Consider the following 15,553-nt stretch of genomic DNA (forward strand, 5'->3'; position numbering starts at 1 on the left):
GGGGGTAGGGGCTAACCGCTAGCCGCTATCCCTTCTTTGTATCATGGCAGGAGGGGAATCGATTGAGCCGCAGAAATTGGGGATTGGAATGGCCGCTGCATCTGATGCTGGTTCCGGGTCTGATTATTGCGCTGATATTCAGCTATGGCCCGATGGTCGGCCTCGTCATCGCATTCGAGAATTTTATACCGGTTAAAGGGATCTTTCACTCTGAGTGGGTCGGATTCGAACATTTCAAGTATATCTATCACTTGTCCGAAACAAGGGATGTTCTAAGGAATACGGTATTCATCGCATTCATGAAAATCGTCGGAGGCTTGTTCGCGCCGCTTATCACCGCGCTTCTACTGAACGAAATCAGGATCAAGTACTTCAAGCGCACCGTCCAAACGATCGTCTACATGCCGCACTTCCTATCTTGGGTCATTATGGCGGGCATCTTGCTGGATGTGCTCTCTCCGACATCCGGGATCGTGAATCAATTCATTTCGTGGCTGGGTTTCGATAAAGTGTTCTTCCTCGGTAACGATAAATGGTTCCCTTACGTGCTGGCGGGAACCGACGTATTGAAGGAATTCGGTTTCGGAACGATTGTCTACTTGGCTGCCATTACCGCAGTAAATCCGTCGCTGTACGAAGCCGCCGTCCTGGATGGGGCTAACCGTTGGAAACAAACGCTTAACGTAACGATTCCCGCGATCATTCCGATCACGATATTGCTTACAACACTCGCGCTCGGCAACGTTCTGAACGCCGGCTTTGACCAAGTCTTCAACCTGTACAGCCCATCCGTCTATTCAACCGGCGACATTCTCGACACTTACGTTTACCGGATCGGACTGGCCAGTGCCCAATATGGAGTGGCGACCGCCATCGGACTGTTCAAGTCGGTAATCTCGCTCATCCTCATTTCGTTGTCTTATTTCGCGGCCTACCGTTTCGCAAATTATCGTATCTTCTGATAAGTCGCAAGGAGGATTGTTATGATTCAACCCTACTCATGGAGTCGCAAGGTGTTCGTAGGTTTCAACTATACGATGCTTGCGGTCTTGTCTCTAATATGTCTTCTGCCTTTGATTAACGTCTTCTCCGTTTCCTTAAGCTCGGCCGCCGCGATCGAAGCGGGCAAAGTTACCTTATGGCCGGTCGATTTCACTACGAAGGCGTACGAGTTTGTTGCGAAGAAGCATGAGTTTCTGATCTCGATGGGGATATCGACAAAGCGCGTGGCACTTGGCGTCTCCATTAACATGCTGTTAACGTTGCTTACGGCCTATCCGCTGTCCAAGGAAGCGGCGAACTTGAAGTTCCGGACGGGATACGCCTGGTTCTTCGTCTTCACGATGTTATTCTCCGGCGGATTAATTCCATCTTATATGGTTGTCCGTAATCTGCATCTGCTGGACAGTGTCTGGGCACTTGTGCTCCCTGGGGCGCTTCCGGTATTCAATGTCATTCTAATGCTCAACTTCTTCAGAGGTTTACCGAAGGAGCTGTCGGAGTCTGCGTACATCGACGGCGCCGGACATTGGCAGACGCTCTGGCGCATTATCGTGCCGCTCTCGATGCCGTCTATTGCTACGGTAACATTGTTCGCGATCGTCATGCACTGGAACGAATGGTTCAATGGGCTCATCTATATGAACGATCCGATCCACTATCCACTTGCCAGCTACTTACAGACCATTGTCGTCCGGATGGATATGTCCTCCATATCTGACCCCTCGATGATTCTATTATTATCGCAGTTGAACGATCGCTCGGTGCGCGCGGCCCAAATTTTCCTCGGCATGGTGCCGGTACTGTGCGTCTATCCGTTCCTGCAGCGGTACTTCATGAGCGGCATCACGCTTGGAAGTGTCAAGGAGTAAGGCATTGCCCGCTAAGCCGTCCTTTTCTTCGGAGTAGGGCGGTTTTCTTTGATTCTTATTAGAACTGGGAGGAGATCAAACGATGTTATATGAACGATATGGTTCGGCGCGGCTTGAGGAGCTTGGCTTCGGAGAAGGGCCTTACGCGCCGTTCCCGAAGGCGGAGGACCGCGAATCCTGGGGATCGATCTCTGCTGAGAAAAGAGAGAGTTGGCTGCGGCATGCGGACCGTTATGCGGATTATGGGTGGCCGGCACTTAAGGTATCGGACTATCGCGCCTATTGGACGAGCGGCGACTTGTCGCGCCTAAGTCTCGCCTATTTTGAACGGAGAAGCGTGCTCGGCATTCTCGTCATCGCTGAATGCATGGAAGGTGAAGGCAAATACGTTGATCAAATTTTAAACGGGATCTTCGCCATCTGCGAGGAGACGACTTGGGTGCCCCCGGGCCATCGCAGCCACTGGAAGGAATTCGATAAGCAAGAGAGCATCCCTGGCAGTAAAGAATACGGAGTCGAGCTGTCATCTGCGGAAACGGCACGGCTGCTCCTATGGACCCGCTATTTGCTTGGAAGCAAGTTCGACGCAATCAGCCCGCGAATTAACGAGCGCATCGTCCGGGAGACGAAGGAGCGTGTGCTGATTCCTTACCTTGAGCACGACGATTACTGGTGGCAGGGGTTCACTCCCGGCGAGCGGATCAACAACTGGAATCCGTGGTGCAACGGCCCGGTGCTGGCTGGATTCCTGCTCATCGAGGAAGACCCGAAGGTCAGAAGCGCGGGAATTGCCAAAGTGATGAGAAGCCTCGACGCGTTCATTGCGACTTATCCGGCAGACGGCTGCTGTGACGAAGGACCGTCTTATTGGAGTGCGTCGGGGGGCGGTTTATATGAATGTTTGGAAATGCTGTCTCTGGCATCACAAGGACGTTTCGATATATTCGGGGAACAGATCGTGAAGGATATTGGCGCTTATATGCCCAAAGTACACATTCATGGCGAATATTACGTCGCTTTCGCCGATTGCGATGCAAAGGCGAATCCGGCAGGCGGTGGTGTATATCGCTACGGCGTTAGCGCGGGGGATGAGTCGCTCGTCCGTCTGGGCGCCAGCTTGCCGCCGAGCGGCGATGCAAGCACGCGAATTTGGTTCAACTTATACGGCTATGCACGGGATTTGTTCATCGAGAAAGAGAGGCTCGCGCAAGAATCGAAGGCGCCTTATTTGCGGGACGCCTGGTTCAGCGTTACCCAAGTAATGACCGCAAGGGAGCATGAAGGCACCGAGCAAGGCTTGTACGTCGCGGCCAAAGGCGGCAACAATGTGGAAGCGCATAACCATAATGACGTCGGCGGTTTCCTCGTGTTCGCCGATGGCTATCCGCTGCTCGTAGATCTAGGCACTGAGGAATACAAGGCGCAGACGTTCAGCGATCGGCGCTATGAACTATGGTATCTGCAATCGCAGTACCATAACCTGCCAACGGTGCGCGGGGTTCTGCAGCAAGACGGCGGGCGGTACAAGGCCCACTATGCGGAATATTCGCAGCAAGGCGGCCGCTCCGAGCTTCGAATGGACATCGCAGGCGCGTATCCGGAGGAAGCAGGCATTGCGGCTTGGGAGCGTACGGTTCGACTGGATCGAGACGGCGTCCCCGCTGTGACAGTCGGTGATGTATTTACCATGAAGGACGGCGCTCCGTCGGAAATGTTCCATTCGTTGATTACTCCGAGCGAGCCTATAATCGGGGGCGAGGGCAACGACAGGATTCTGCTGACTTACGCGCCCGGCAAGCAGGCGGTCATCCGTTACGACGCCGAGCATCTTCGTGTGCGAATCGAGAAAATCGATTACATGGATAGCCGACTGAGAAGAAACTGGGGCGACCACATGTATCGCATCTTGCTGGAGGAACGGCAGCCGGTCGCTGCCGGCGAGAGAACGATCACCGTTACGCTGGGTCGCGGCTGAGGAAGAATTATTGACGATAAACGACAGCAAGGCTGCCAGGATTAATGACTGGCAGCCTTGCTGTGTTAATGGGAGTATAATTTGCAGCGTAATTTAACCAGCAAATTGATTAATAAGAGACTGCCCAAGTGAGCAGTCTCTAAATCGTTACTTTTTGATTGTTTTTATTATTTCCAGTGCTTTGTTATAAACGAATCTTTCCCATCTGGCTAGTAAGCCGGTACCATTCTCGCCGCTTGCAATTTGAGCAGCGTGTCGTTTATGAAACTCTGCAACTCGTTGATTATGCTTGTTATTAGCCGTATTGAAACGTTCGTGGCGAAGGTGTGTTTTGGCGTTCATAGATAATCCCTTCTTCCATTTTTATTTGATCATACCATACAGGACAAGACAGCTACAACAAGATGGTTGTAACGGAGAACACTAGTACAACGACGTTAGTTGTTGTTGTATATTAGGTGCATACAGTCATTTTAGACTTCGTTTATAAGGCTGCACTGTTTATTCATTTCCTGAGCAGTCACGACGGGGAATGATAGTTAAAAGATGACGAGGTGATTATTAAATGCTGCACGTATTGGAGAAAAAGGACTACTCCCGCTTACGGCCTATGCTCGCAGCTGGATTTCAATTTCCGGAAGTTGAAGCGGTTGTTGATACCATCAATAGTGGATGGATCGTGACTGACGATCCGAATCATCCGGCTTCAGCTTTGCTATGGGCGGAAGGGCTTGGAGGGTTTTTTCTGCTTGGCGAGGAAACCAATGTGCCATTTCTACATGCGTTGGACCACTATATTGATTTCCAGCTTGTGGACAGCAGATTTGAAGTGGCAGGCATGCATGACGGATGGAATGGCGTAATTGAGCGGCAATTTGCCCGCAGGAACTTAAAGAAATCAACCCAACTGATCTATAAATGGCATGAGCAGAGCGAGAATCGAAAAACCCTCATTGAATTTCCGCAGCCGTTCGTTCAAGTGGAACGTTTGACTAGCGATTGGCTAGGTTCTAGCCGGATGAATAACCTTGATTTCGTGAAGTCGGAACTGCTCGGTTTCTGGGGGAGTCTTGATCAGTTCATAGAGCATGGCGTTGCCTATTGTGCACTGCAGGAGAACAGGATTGCAAGCTTTTGCTACTCTGGATTTGTGGCCGGACAAACGCATACACTCGGCGTTAAAACATTGGAGCCTTTCCGGCAGCAGGGGCTGGCTTACTGGACTGCACAAGCATGCATTCGGGAACTAAGAAACAGGAAGCTGTCTCCGTATTGGGACTGTTCGTCTGGAAACGAAGCTTCCGGGAGACTTGCTGAGAAACTGGGTTTTCATAAGACGGAGGAATACAATCTTTATTCCATTGAGAGATGTTCACAGATCGGAGCGTCTTGATCAGTCAATCTTACTTGCTATTGATCCCAACTATTATGGATTTGAGGAGTGTTTTCTTTTGATAAGAGTGAATGTAGCTTCCGCATTAATTTACGATGATTCAAATAAACAAATATTATTGGTTTTGAATAAAAAAGAGGACTCTTCGTACTGGAGTTTTCCAGGGGGTGCCGTTGAAGCAGATGAAACATTGGAACAAGCTGTAAAACGCGAAACTAAAGAAGAGTCGGGTTATGAAATAGAAATTACCGGACTTTACTCAGTCAGGGAAGCGTTATTTACAGAAAGGGGGCACCATGCATTACTATTTACGTTTTTGGCAAAAATCGTGGGTGGCGAAATGAAAATCTCAGACCCGGATGACGAAGTAATAGAAGTTAAGTGGTTGGATCTTGAATCTGCAAATAAATTCATGACTTACTTACCCGAACAATTAAAAGTAAGAAATGGAGAAAATAAAGTATCAGTCCCCTATCATTTCCATGGGAGAGTATGAGATTGATATATGAATTGCCGAAAAAGCTTCTTGTGATAATAGATTAGATAATGTCGATAGACATGAACTCTCTCACCTGCTCGTACACTGTACTATTGAGCTTGTTCGATGATAAATCGCCGCGGAGGGATAACGATGAATATGCGGATTGCCTTAGGCCAAATGCAAGAGCTGACGCAAGAAACCATGACGTTTGCCAAGCAATTAGGTGTAACGAGCGTTCAGCTCAACACACCGAATCTTCCTGGTGAACGCAGCTGGGATTTGGAGGATTTGGTTGCATTAAAGAAAACTTGCGATGATAATGGATTGTTTCTGGAATCCATCGAGAATGTCCCCATCCGCTTCTACGATAAAATCATGCTTGGTTTGCCTGGCAGGGATGAGCAAATTGAGAATTATTGCAGCATTATCCGTCATATGGGGCATGCCGGCATCCCGATACTGGGCCACCACTTTATGCCGAACTTTGTTTGGCGGACATCCTCGGAGCCGGGCAGGGGCGGAGCCATGTGTACGGCTTTCGATCTCGCGGTTGCAGCAAACGGCGTCAACCAGGTGAAATATGCTTCCAACCGTGAAGTGAGAATCCCGGACGAATCGGTCATGTGGGAGCATTATGCTTATTTCTTGAAGGCTGTGCTTCCTGTAGCCGAACAATCAGGTGTGCGGCTTGCGTTACACCCTGACGATCCGCCGGTTGCCATGCTTGACGGAACGGCTAGAATTTTCTATAAAGTGGAGAATTTCAAGAAAGCCGAGTCAATCGCTAATAGCGACGCATGGGGGCTTAATTTATGCCTTGGCTGCTGTTCGGAGATGGTCTACGGAGCCGCTAATGTCATGGAGATGATACGGTATTTCGGCCCGAGAAATAGAATCTTTTACGTGCATTTTCGCGACGTACAGGGCACTATGCCGAAGTTTCAGGAGTGCTTCCTGGGAGAAGGAAATTATCATCCGGCTGAAGTTTTGCGGGAACTGAAACAATCGGGATTCACTGGATTCATAATGGATGATCACGTGCCACATGTCATTAATGATTCAGCATGGGGACATCGCGCGCGTGCGCATGCCGTCGGCTATATGCAAGGGCTGCTGAATGCTTTGGAGCTTCTTGAACGGTAATTCACGACCCTATTCGCCAATCTAGCGGATAGGGTTATTTTTTTACCGTATTTTAACCGTTTGTTTGGTATACTAACCTATTATCTCGGATGTAGCGGCGGGGAGCGTAAATGTGAATATTCTATTGGCGGAAGATGATAAGAAGCTCGGCAAGCTTGTCAAATATATGTTAGAGAAGAAAGGCGGCTATCACGTTGATTGGGTGGAGAACGGGGAGGATGCGCTCGATTATGCCCGTGGATCGGCTTATGATGTGCTCATCCTGGACTGGATGATGCCGCTCATGGATGGTGTGGACGTATGCAAACGACTGCGAGGCGACAATTACGGACAAGCCATCGTCCTCCTGACGGCTAAGGATTCACTGCAAGATAAAATCTTCGGCCTCGATGCAGGAGCCGATGACTATCTGACGAAGCCTTTCGAGATGGATGAGCTGCTCGCTCGTCTCCGTGTGCTGGCAAGGCGGAATTTTGCCCCGAGGAAGCTGGATATTGTGACGTTCAGGCATTTTACGCTTAATCGTACCTCACATCAGCTATCGCGAGACGGCGAGGAGATTCTGCTTAGCCCGAGGGAGTATCAGCTGCTTGATTTCTTCTTGCAGAACACCGGCAATGTGCTGACGAGAGAGGCGATTCTCAATCGCATCTGGGGGCTTGGCAGTGATGTTTCCTACAAAAATGTCGATGTTACCGTGAAGATGCTCCGGGACAAACTGGACGATTCCGGTAAGGAGCCGGTCATTCACAGCATCAGGGGGGTAGGCTACCGGTTTGAAATGGACGCTTAAGAAGGGAAAGAAGCGAGACTTATTCCAATACACACAAAGGAAGCTCACGGTTACTTATACGTGGCTCATTATTCTGTTTCTGGTGTTATTCTCGATCATCGTATCGCTCTTCTTCATGATCATGGCTTACCAAGAGCAGAGCAATTCGCTTCGCAAGACCATGTTTGCGACCGAGGACGGCCGCGTTGTCGTTCCGGATTTGGAGAACAGCCGCGGCGATGATTTGTTTTTCTTCTATGTGCTGGATAATCGTGGTCAAGTGCTTGCTCAGAGCGATGCTATTCCGGAGCTTAAGGACCGCAATTTGGCGGAAATTGAAGAGTGGCAGCCCGAAGGGGATACGTTCCGGTTACGCTGGCTGCCCGAACTGCAGCGACGCTACGGGGATCTTCTGATTCGAACGGATGATCGGCTGCTCTTCGTTGGCGCGCATCCGATTATGACGACGAATGGACCGGCGACGATCTTTGCAGCGAAGGATGTCACCTTTTATTGGGATATCCTCCGGAATCTGCTCATCGTGTTCATCGTTATTCTAATTATTTTCATCATTGCAGCCGTCAAACTCAGTTCATCCATGTCCAGTAAAGCGATGATTCCGATTCAGCAAACGTTCAAGCAGCAGCAGCAGTTTCTGGCGGATGCTTCTCATGAACTCCGGACTCCGCTTAGCATTATGAACACGTCACTCGATGTGATTGAACTGGAGAACGAAGATACCATTACGCCGTATTCGAAGGAAGTCGTTTCGGATATGAAGGAAGAGATTGGCCGAATGAGCCGTATGGTGCAGCATTTGCTGATGCTCGCAAGGTCCGATGTCGGCTCAGTAGAGTTCGAAATGAGCGCTTTCGACATTGTGCCTAAGCTCCGCCAATGGGTGCTTGCTTTCGAAGGTGTTGCTCAGAAGAAAAGGATTAAACTGCGGACGATGCTGCCGGAAACGCTGACCGTGAAGGGCGATCCGGAGCGATTGAAGCAGCTGGTCTATATCTTGCTGGATAATGCGATCAAATACACGCCTGAAGATGGGAAGGTCGACGTTGGTCTTGACCCCAACCCAAGGCAGTGGCGGATCATTGTCCGGGACAGCGGTATCGGCATTGCCGCAGCGGATCAGCCTCGCATCTTCGACCGGTTTTACCGGGTCGAGAAGCATCGCTCTCGTGAAGAAGGCAGCGCGGGGCTTGGCCTCGCGATTGCGAAGCAAATCGTTATTGCCCACCGTGGTTCGGTTGTTCTCGAGAGTTCGCCGGGAAAAGGAAGCACATTCTCGGTAGAGTTTCCTGTCTAGCATACGATGAAGGCGAGCATCCCTTTCTCTTAGGACGATGAAGAGGAAGGGAATTATTTTTTTACCGTACTTTTACCATTGCCCTATATAGTTGGTACTGTAGAGACAAGATCACTGTAGGGAAAGGATGATTAAGCGTGAGACGCGTGAGACCTTGGGTGAAGAAAGCGCTGTTGGTATCCGTCATCATCGTAGCTGTCGGAGCCGGTTTAAGTGTAGTGGCCGGTGAACACGGGCGTGATGCATTGAAAGTTGTAAGGGTGAGTCAGGAGTTTCATGGCAGACCTGGAGACGACATGAAGGTTGAGATAAGAGGTGGCGAGGTCGGGGCTATGCCGGCATTACGCGGTGAAGCTATGACTGTGCCAGCGCCGCCGGTGCCGGTGTTCCGAGAGGGCGGCATACACATCGATCGGGATCATGAGAATGGTATTAGCCCCGGCGTAGCGGTAGGCGGAATCATTCTGATCGTCGGACTTTTATTGTTCTGGATGAGCAGGAGAGGCAAGAAGCCCAGAGTCGCAGATGGGGCGAATGTGCTTGCAAACATACCGACGGCATCGGACTTCCTGGACCAATGGGAAATGCAGCAAAACCAAACAAAGGAGTCGAAATAAGATGGGGATCTTCAAACGTATCAAAGATGTGTTTCTAGCCGAAACGAACGGTCTGATCGATAAGTGCGAGAAGCCGCTCCATATGGTGAATCAATATATGCGGGAATTTAGTGTCGAGCTTGAGAAGGGGCAGCGAGCACTGGCGCACCAGCTGTTTATTGAGAAGCGGCAAGCGGTGCTGATTGCGAATGCCGAGACGGCAGTTGAGAAACGGAGCCGCCAAGCGAGACTTGCGGTGGACCAAGGCGAGGATCAGATCGCGAAGCTGGCGCTGCAGGAGAAGCTGCTGCAGGAGAAGAAGCTGGCCGTCTACCGCGAGCAGTACGCAACGATCCAGGATCAGACCAAAGTGCTGGAAGAGCGTATTGCCCAGTTGCTGGTGCAATCGGAGGAGTACAATCATCGCCGCCTGCTGCTCGAATCCCGGGTTAATGTGGCAAGCTCCCTGAAGGAGCTGAACCAAAGTGTTGTATCGTTTCAGACGGACGGCATTGGCAGAGGATTCGCCCGGGCGGAGGAGAAGGTGCTGATGATCGAGGCGGAGCTTGCGGCCATGAATCATTTCAACACGCCGGCTAAACGGTCCGCGCCTCAGTATCTCGATCCGACGTTAACGGCGGAGATCGAATCATCACTAGCCGAGTTGAAGCAACAACCGGCAGCAGAACAATAGCGTTTAAGGAAGCAGTGAGCCGATTGCCGGTTCATTGCTTTTTCTTTGTATCTCGATTTAAGCTTAGAAGGTTTTTCGAATAAATGTGCGCTCTGACTATCTCGGACATGGTGATTCTTTCATAGATTACTATAAAGGGAAGAGGTGCATGAGCATGCCGAAAGTCGGCGTTGTGATGCCGGTTTATTATCAGAACGAAGCTCACATCCGAAAGGCGATTCAAACCATACGTAATCAACAATACCGAAGCTTTACCTTCCTGATTGTTATCGATGGGGCGCCAGAGCTGCTGCCGCTTATTCAAGAATGCACCGTGGGGGATCCCCGGGTAACAATCGTTTCCTATCCGTTCAATCAAGGCGTCGCATTTGCACTGAATTACGGCTTTGAAATCTTAATGGACCAAGGTTACGATTACTTGACTTGGGTATCGACGGATAACATCTATTACCGGCAATTCTTAGGTACATTAGTAAACGAATTAGATCGGGCGGATCCCAATGTGGGCATCGTGTACAGCAGCTTCAATCAAATTTTCGAAAACGGCGACCCGGCTCATACCCCGGATTTTCTCCGTACGCTGCGCAGCTGGCAGAATCGTCCCAAGGAGGCACTGCTCGATGGCTGTATTATCGGGCCTTCGTTTATTCACCGTGCGGCGCATTGCCGTCTCGTAGACGGATATCGGTTTAAATATATTCAAGACTACGATTATTGGCTGCGAATGACCGATTACTGCGATATTAAGTACGTACCTGTAGAGCTGATGGATTATCGAATTAATTCTCCGTTCAGCTTGTCTACTCACATCGCAAACGATATTTCGAAGCACCGCTTATGCTGGAACGAGGTTCACAGGGCCCATTATGAAACGCGCCAGAGACGAAGTATACCGCTCTTGTTTAGCGCATTGTTCATAGTGAAACCTGGCGAAGTAGCTCATGCGCATTCGGCGCTTGGAAACATCATCGACCAGTACGAAACTAACTTCGAGCTGATCATCGTCAGTCTAACGACACAAAGAGAAATTGAAGAAATCATAGAGTTGTTTGATGATTCTCGCATTCGAATCTTTTATTATGTCAATCATTCGATTAACTACGCCTTGCACAAGGCACTTGGGAAAGCAAAGGCGGAGTGGTGCATTATTTTCGACAGCGAGCATGCACCGGCAGATGTTACATTTATTCGTACTCTGAAAGAATCTAAGCTTATGGATGCGCAATTGACGTCATCCGTCATCAACTATAACGGGGATATCACTTCATCGAGAACGATTACGTATTTGTATCAGACGATGACCGTTCGTTCGAGGATGCAGGCGTTTATACAAGCATCGTTATAAGAGAACTACAGACTTGGTATAACAGTACGCAACGATCCAGGAACAAACCAAGGTATTGGAACAAGAACCGGCAGATAATGCCGGTTCTTCAGGTTTAGCGTCTACAGAGGCGGAGTTCGCAAGTTTTTTGAAAACAAGGAGAAGCAAAACAGTAGAGGGATGTAGAAGTAAATCATATATTCTCCGATACTAAAGTAGAGATGAGTTACTAGGTGAACTTGCTCGTCATTCCTTGTGAAATACAACAGGATTAGAATGAGCCCTATAAAACTTTTTATGCTCGTTCGTTGTTTTGTTTTGGTTGACTGTTTCAAGGTATGACAGGCGGCCCATAATCCGAGTGAGATAATGGCCAGTATTTTAACGATCCATACTGTAATTAAGAGGGATTCCATGCGCTGCATGAGAGGATAATCAAGGGTTGAAATCAAACTTAAGGTTGGCCAAATAATTTGCTCCAGCTGATTTTGACTAAAATACATGATGCTTAAGATGGACAAAATCAAATAAAAGGAGCCACTTACCAATACAGCCCAAAATGCCCACGGTTTTGCCTTCTTCTGCTCCCGAATGAAAGGGTAGATGACAAAAAGAATTTCGCATCTTATATATTCATGAGACATTTGTTTCGCGGATTTCGCGATGTCTGTTAGTGGTTGATTAAAAAGCGGTTGTATATTGTCCGGATGCAGGCGGGTTAAGACTGCTAATAGCTGTGGCATGATAAAAATAAATATACTTATCGTTCCCCACATACATAATCCAGTAACGGACTGAAAACCACCCGAAACTGCGTAATATACGACAAGCAAAATAAATACACCGATTGGCCAGATGTTGGCGTAAGGGAAGACCCAAACATGGATGATTTGAAGATAATTCCGAAAAGTTACGAAAGCACCCAATACGAAATAGAAGACCAGGATCAGATTCATAGCAGTCCCCAATGGTTTACCGAAATGCCTGATGTTAATCGCCACAAGATTCGCTTGTTCCGGTTTTTGCCGCTTAAGGATAAAAAACATCATCCAAACCAACAGTGTGAGGAAGAGTGTGGTAATAATGACCGAAATCCAGGCATCATGGCCCGCATGAAATGCGATATGATGCTGGAAGCTCATTGTCCCAAAGCTAGCTAAACTCACATACATCACAAAAAATAAATGGATTGGGGAAACAGAAAATTTATCGCTGACTACTCCATTCACGAGCATAGTCCCCATTCTTATTTAGCCTTATTTTTGTATACCAGACTTGATGATTTTAACTTTCGTACTGACAGTTGACTTCATCGAAGGATAAGCCGCATAAAACTCGGAAGCATCCCAGCCTCGCATTTTGCTTCGGAAGAAGCTGCCAAACCCAACCGGATCTAAACCTTCTTTGCAGCAGGATTGTATGAAATGTTCCAATTCATCTGATAGATATTTTTCAAGTTTCTTCTGTAAATGAGTCATATCAGAATCAGAGTAATGTTCGGGAATACCTTTTAGAACAACTTTTGCCGTTATATTCACCTTAACCGCATAGGAAAGCTGTGAGACTATCGCGTTGGATTTATTAATAAATGAAGCTTTAGACGTGATAATCTTCAAGAAAGCAATCGGTTCCTCTTCATTAGTTGAATGTTCAAGAGGGAGTTCCAAGCTGCCGTTTTTACCGTTTTCAATGAGCATCTTTAGCCATAATGCTTCTTTGTTTCCCAGTTGTTGCATGAATTTTCCGTCTTCTCGATCTTTAAACAGAACGGTGCCCTCGGTCTGGGCATTCTTATTGTTGTCTAAAGAAATAAGGGGTAAAAAAGCATCTCTTCCTTCATCGTAATAATTGAAAAGAATGGATTGTAAATCGCTATGAGGCAGATTAGCCATTTGGGCATTCTGAATAATCATATTCATGATAAATAAGGGGTCATGTGCCGGAATCGACGCAGCTAACAGATCGGTAGCCTTCTCTTTGGCAACAGCTAATTGAAGGTTACCTGAGATCGATACATCTTTAGATAGAAATTTCAGAATCGGACCAATGTTTTGCTTGGCATATTCCTTTCCAAAGACCAACATTCTCATTTGACCGTATTTGATCGGTTTATTGGTTTTGAAGTTAAGCAGCGGCATCATGTCATAACTGTTATTGGAAGTAGTTGTAAGCAGCTTCACCTTCGTTTTTTCTTTCTCCTGATAATCTCCGATAAGTACACTGGTCAGTATCTTGTGGTCATCCATGTCATAGCCGGCGGTCTGAACAATCTCGATTTGATCAATAAACTGTTCATTTCCACAAGAGGCAAGAGATATACTTAGAGCTATTACAAGCAGAGGAAAACGACCTTGTATCCTGCGTCCCAAACTAAAAGTCACTCCTCATCAAAATCACGTTTAACTTTAGCCTTGTTGGGCTTATAACGAACGCTTGTAGGGGGTTTGAGAAAGCTTGGTCTTGTATTGATCTGTGAATAAGAGGACCGGACTAAGCTGTCCTTGAGATCATTCGTACGAAGTGGAAAGAAGGGAACGGTATATGGATATCCCAATGAACGGAGCTGGGATAAATGGATAATCAAAATGGTCACGCCAAGCGCAATCCCCAAACTTCCCCAAACAGCAGCTAGAAAAATAATCGGGAATCTAAGAAATCGAATGGCATTGGACATCTTATAGATTGGAGTAACAAAGGAAGCGAGAGCAGAAAGCGAGACAATAATAATGAGAACATTGCTCGTTAAGGAGGCCTCAACTGCTGCTTGCCCCAGAATAATGCCTCCGACAATGCCAAGGGTTTGACCAATCCGACTAGGAAGGCGGGCTCCCGCTTCCCTTAAAAATTCGACCGTAATTTCTAAGAAGAGCGCTTCGATGAGCGGAGGGAAAGGAACGCTTTGTCTGGAATAGATCAGACGTCCAAGAAGTTCTTTCGGAATAATATCATAATGGTACGTAATGACAGCTACATACATTGCTGAGGCGAGCATTGAGAATACAACTCCGAAGATCCGAATGATTCGAAAAAATGAACCGAGCAGCCAAGGCGTATAGTAGTCCTCTGGTGATAGAAAAAAGTCAAATAAATTAGAAGGGCCCGTAATAAAGTAGGGGGATCCATCACAAACAACAGCTACTTGCCCCAATACAAGCGAATAAACAACCCGATCCCTGCGCTCTGTTGTTGTAAATAAAGGGAATGGGGTGAAGGAATTATCTGCAATAAGTTGATCTAATTGTGTCGTATCAAAAATGACATCAAAATTTATAGCTTTTATGCGTTTTTCCATTTTGGCAACATTTTCTTGATTTGCAGCTTCTTTAAGATACAGTAAGGAAACCCTGGTCTTGGATAATGTCCCGACTATCATTTCTTTAATGATCAAGTCGGGGCTGTTTAATTGCAGTCGAATTAGCTTCAGATTATGATCTACGTCTTCTACAAATCCGACCTTTGGTCCAACTACGCTAAATTCTTCTTCAGTTTTATTGCTTGTACGTAGGCCTTTCTTGCTTGTAATCGGAACAAGCGCATACGATTCAAGCCTTTTATCGCTGTACACAAGTAAAAGACCTTTCAACACACATGATTGGATGGTCTCCGTGTCATCCGTTATCTGAGTTTCGTCTATTGGAATATGAGCAACAATTTCCTCGATTTTACATAATGAAGTGGATGGATCTACTTGTTGAAGCGACTTTATGATGATATTAAGCATATCTATATCTACTAATGTTTTATAATAAGAAAGTTTCATTATTGTTGGCGCGGTAAGCATATAGGAGAGATCGACCGTAATAAAGTCGCTCGACTGATGGCAGGCCACAAGGAATTGCTTTATCGCTGTCTGATTCAATTGGCTTGTCGGCATGGCTGTTCAATCCCATCGTCTCGTTTATGTTTTATTTTGGATGAATACTTCGTTTATTATTCAATTTATGAAGAAGGGGCAGGCAGATGAGGGAGGAGACTCCTGCGTCCAGTCG

15 protein-coding genes are annotated in these 15,553 nt (G+C 47.5%); 11 read left to right on the top strand and 4 right to left on the bottom strand.

Annotated features, from left to right (window positions below):
- The first annotated feature begins 62 nt into the window (after window positions 1-62).
- From AC0YNS_RS10205 to AC0YNS_RS10215, 3 genes are all read left to right on the top strand, one after another.
- Window positions 63-962 (top strand): ABC transporter permease, encoded by a 900-nt coding sequence (locus AC0YNS_RS10205; RefSeq protein ID WP_475780876.1) that lies wholly within the window; start codon window positions 63-65, stop codon window positions 960-962.
- A 21-nt stretch (window positions 963-983) separates the two neighbouring features.
- A complete protein-coding gene (locus tag AC0YNS_RS10210; RefSeq protein WP_475780877.1) occupies window positions 984-1,871 on the top strand; it encodes a carbohydrate ABC transporter permease in 888 nt (295 codons plus the stop codon).
- An 82-nt stretch (window positions 1,872-1,953) separates the two neighbouring features.
- Entirely contained in the window at window positions 1,954-3,846 is a 1,893-nt protein-coding gene (locus tag AC0YNS_RS10215) for a heparinase II/III domain-containing protein (protein WP_475780878.1), read from the top strand.
- A 147-nt stretch (window positions 3,847-3,993) separates the two neighbouring features.
- Here the strand turns inward: AC0YNS_RS10215 and AC0YNS_RS10220 are convergent, their stop codons facing one another.
- Window positions 3,994-4,188, bottom strand: a complete 195-nt coding sequence (locus AC0YNS_RS10220) for a hypothetical protein (protein WP_475780879.1) — start codon at window positions 4,186-4,188, stop codon at window positions 3,994-3,996.
- 223 nt (window positions 4,189-4,411) lie between these two features.
- On the opposite strand from AC0YNS_RS10220, the gene AC0YNS_RS10225 reads away from it, so the two are divergent.
- The 8 genes from AC0YNS_RS10225 (at window position 4,412) to AC0YNS_RS10260 (ending at window position 11,585) form a co-directional block, all read left to right on the top strand.
- Window positions 4,412-5,239, top strand: a complete 828-nt coding sequence (locus tag AC0YNS_RS10225) for a GNAT family N-acetyltransferase (RefSeq protein WP_475780880.1) — start codon at window positions 4,412-4,414, stop codon at window positions 5,237-5,239.
- A gap of 67 nt (window positions 5,240-5,306) precedes the next feature.
- Complete coding sequence (locus AC0YNS_RS10230) at window positions 5,307-5,735, top strand: NUDIX hydrolase (RefSeq protein ID WP_475781016.1); 429 nt, start codon at window positions 5,307-5,309, stop codon at window positions 5,733-5,735.
- A gap of 135 nt (window positions 5,736-5,870) precedes the next feature.
- Complete coding sequence (locus AC0YNS_RS10235; RefSeq protein WP_475780881.1) at window positions 5,871-6,863, top strand: mannonate dehydratase; 993 nt, start codon at window positions 5,871-5,873, stop codon at window positions 6,861-6,863.
- A 112-nt stretch (window positions 6,864-6,975) separates the two neighbouring features.
- A complete protein-coding gene (locus AC0YNS_RS10240; protein ID WP_475780882.1) occupies window positions 6,976-7,656 on the top strand; it encodes a response regulator transcription factor in 681 nt (226 codons plus the stop codon).
- Window positions 7,640-8,950, top strand: a complete 1,311-nt coding sequence (locus AC0YNS_RS10245; RefSeq protein ID WP_475780883.1) for a sensor histidine kinase — start codon at window positions 7,640-7,642, stop codon at window positions 8,948-8,950. The genes AC0YNS_RS10240 and AC0YNS_RS10245 overlap by 17 nt, the downstream gene beginning before the upstream one ends.
- A gap of 137 nt (window positions 8,951-9,087) precedes the next feature.
- The gene (locus AC0YNS_RS10250; protein ID WP_475780884.1) at window positions 9,088-9,567 is read left to right on the top strand and encodes a hypothetical protein; all 480 of its coding nucleotides are present in this window, start codon (window positions 9,088-9,090) and stop codon (window positions 9,565-9,567) included.
- A gap of 1 nt (window position 9,568) precedes the next feature.
- The gene (locus AC0YNS_RS10255) at window positions 9,569-10,240 is read left to right on the top strand and encodes a PspA/IM30 family protein (protein WP_475780885.1); all 672 of its coding nucleotides are present in this window, start codon (window positions 9,569-9,571) and stop codon (window positions 10,238-10,240) included.
- A 148-nt stretch (window positions 10,241-10,388) separates the two neighbouring features.
- Window positions 10,389-11,585, top strand: coding sequence for a glycosyltransferase family 2 protein (locus AC0YNS_RS10260; RefSeq protein WP_475780886.1), 1,197 nt, complete (start codon window positions 10,389-10,391; stop codon window positions 11,583-11,585).
- Between the two features lie 101 nt (window positions 11,586-11,686).
- On the opposite strand, the gene AC0YNS_RS10265 is transcribed toward AC0YNS_RS10260, so the two are convergent.
- Genes AC0YNS_RS10265 through AC0YNS_RS10275 form a run of 3 tightly spaced genes read right to left on the bottom strand, consistent with a single transcriptional unit; the run spans window position 11,687 to window position 15,438 of the window.
- Window positions 11,687-12,793, bottom strand: a complete 1,107-nt coding sequence (locus AC0YNS_RS10265) for a GerAB/ArcD/ProY family transporter (protein ID WP_475780887.1) — start codon at window positions 12,791-12,793, stop codon at window positions 11,687-11,689.
- A 27-nt stretch (window positions 12,794-12,820) separates the two neighbouring features.
- Entirely contained in the window at window positions 12,821-13,933 is a 1,113-nt protein-coding gene (locus tag AC0YNS_RS10270) for a Ger(x)C family spore germination protein (protein ID WP_475780888.1), read from the bottom strand.
- Between the two features lie 8 nt (window positions 13,934-13,941).
- A complete protein-coding gene (locus AC0YNS_RS10275) occupies window positions 13,942-15,438 on the bottom strand; it encodes a spore germination protein (RefSeq protein WP_475780889.1) in 1,497 nt (498 codons plus the stop codon).
- Between the last annotated feature and the right edge of the window lie 115 nt (window positions 15,439-15,553).

Source organism: Paenibacillus sp. J22FR21 (genome assembly GCF_056269135.1).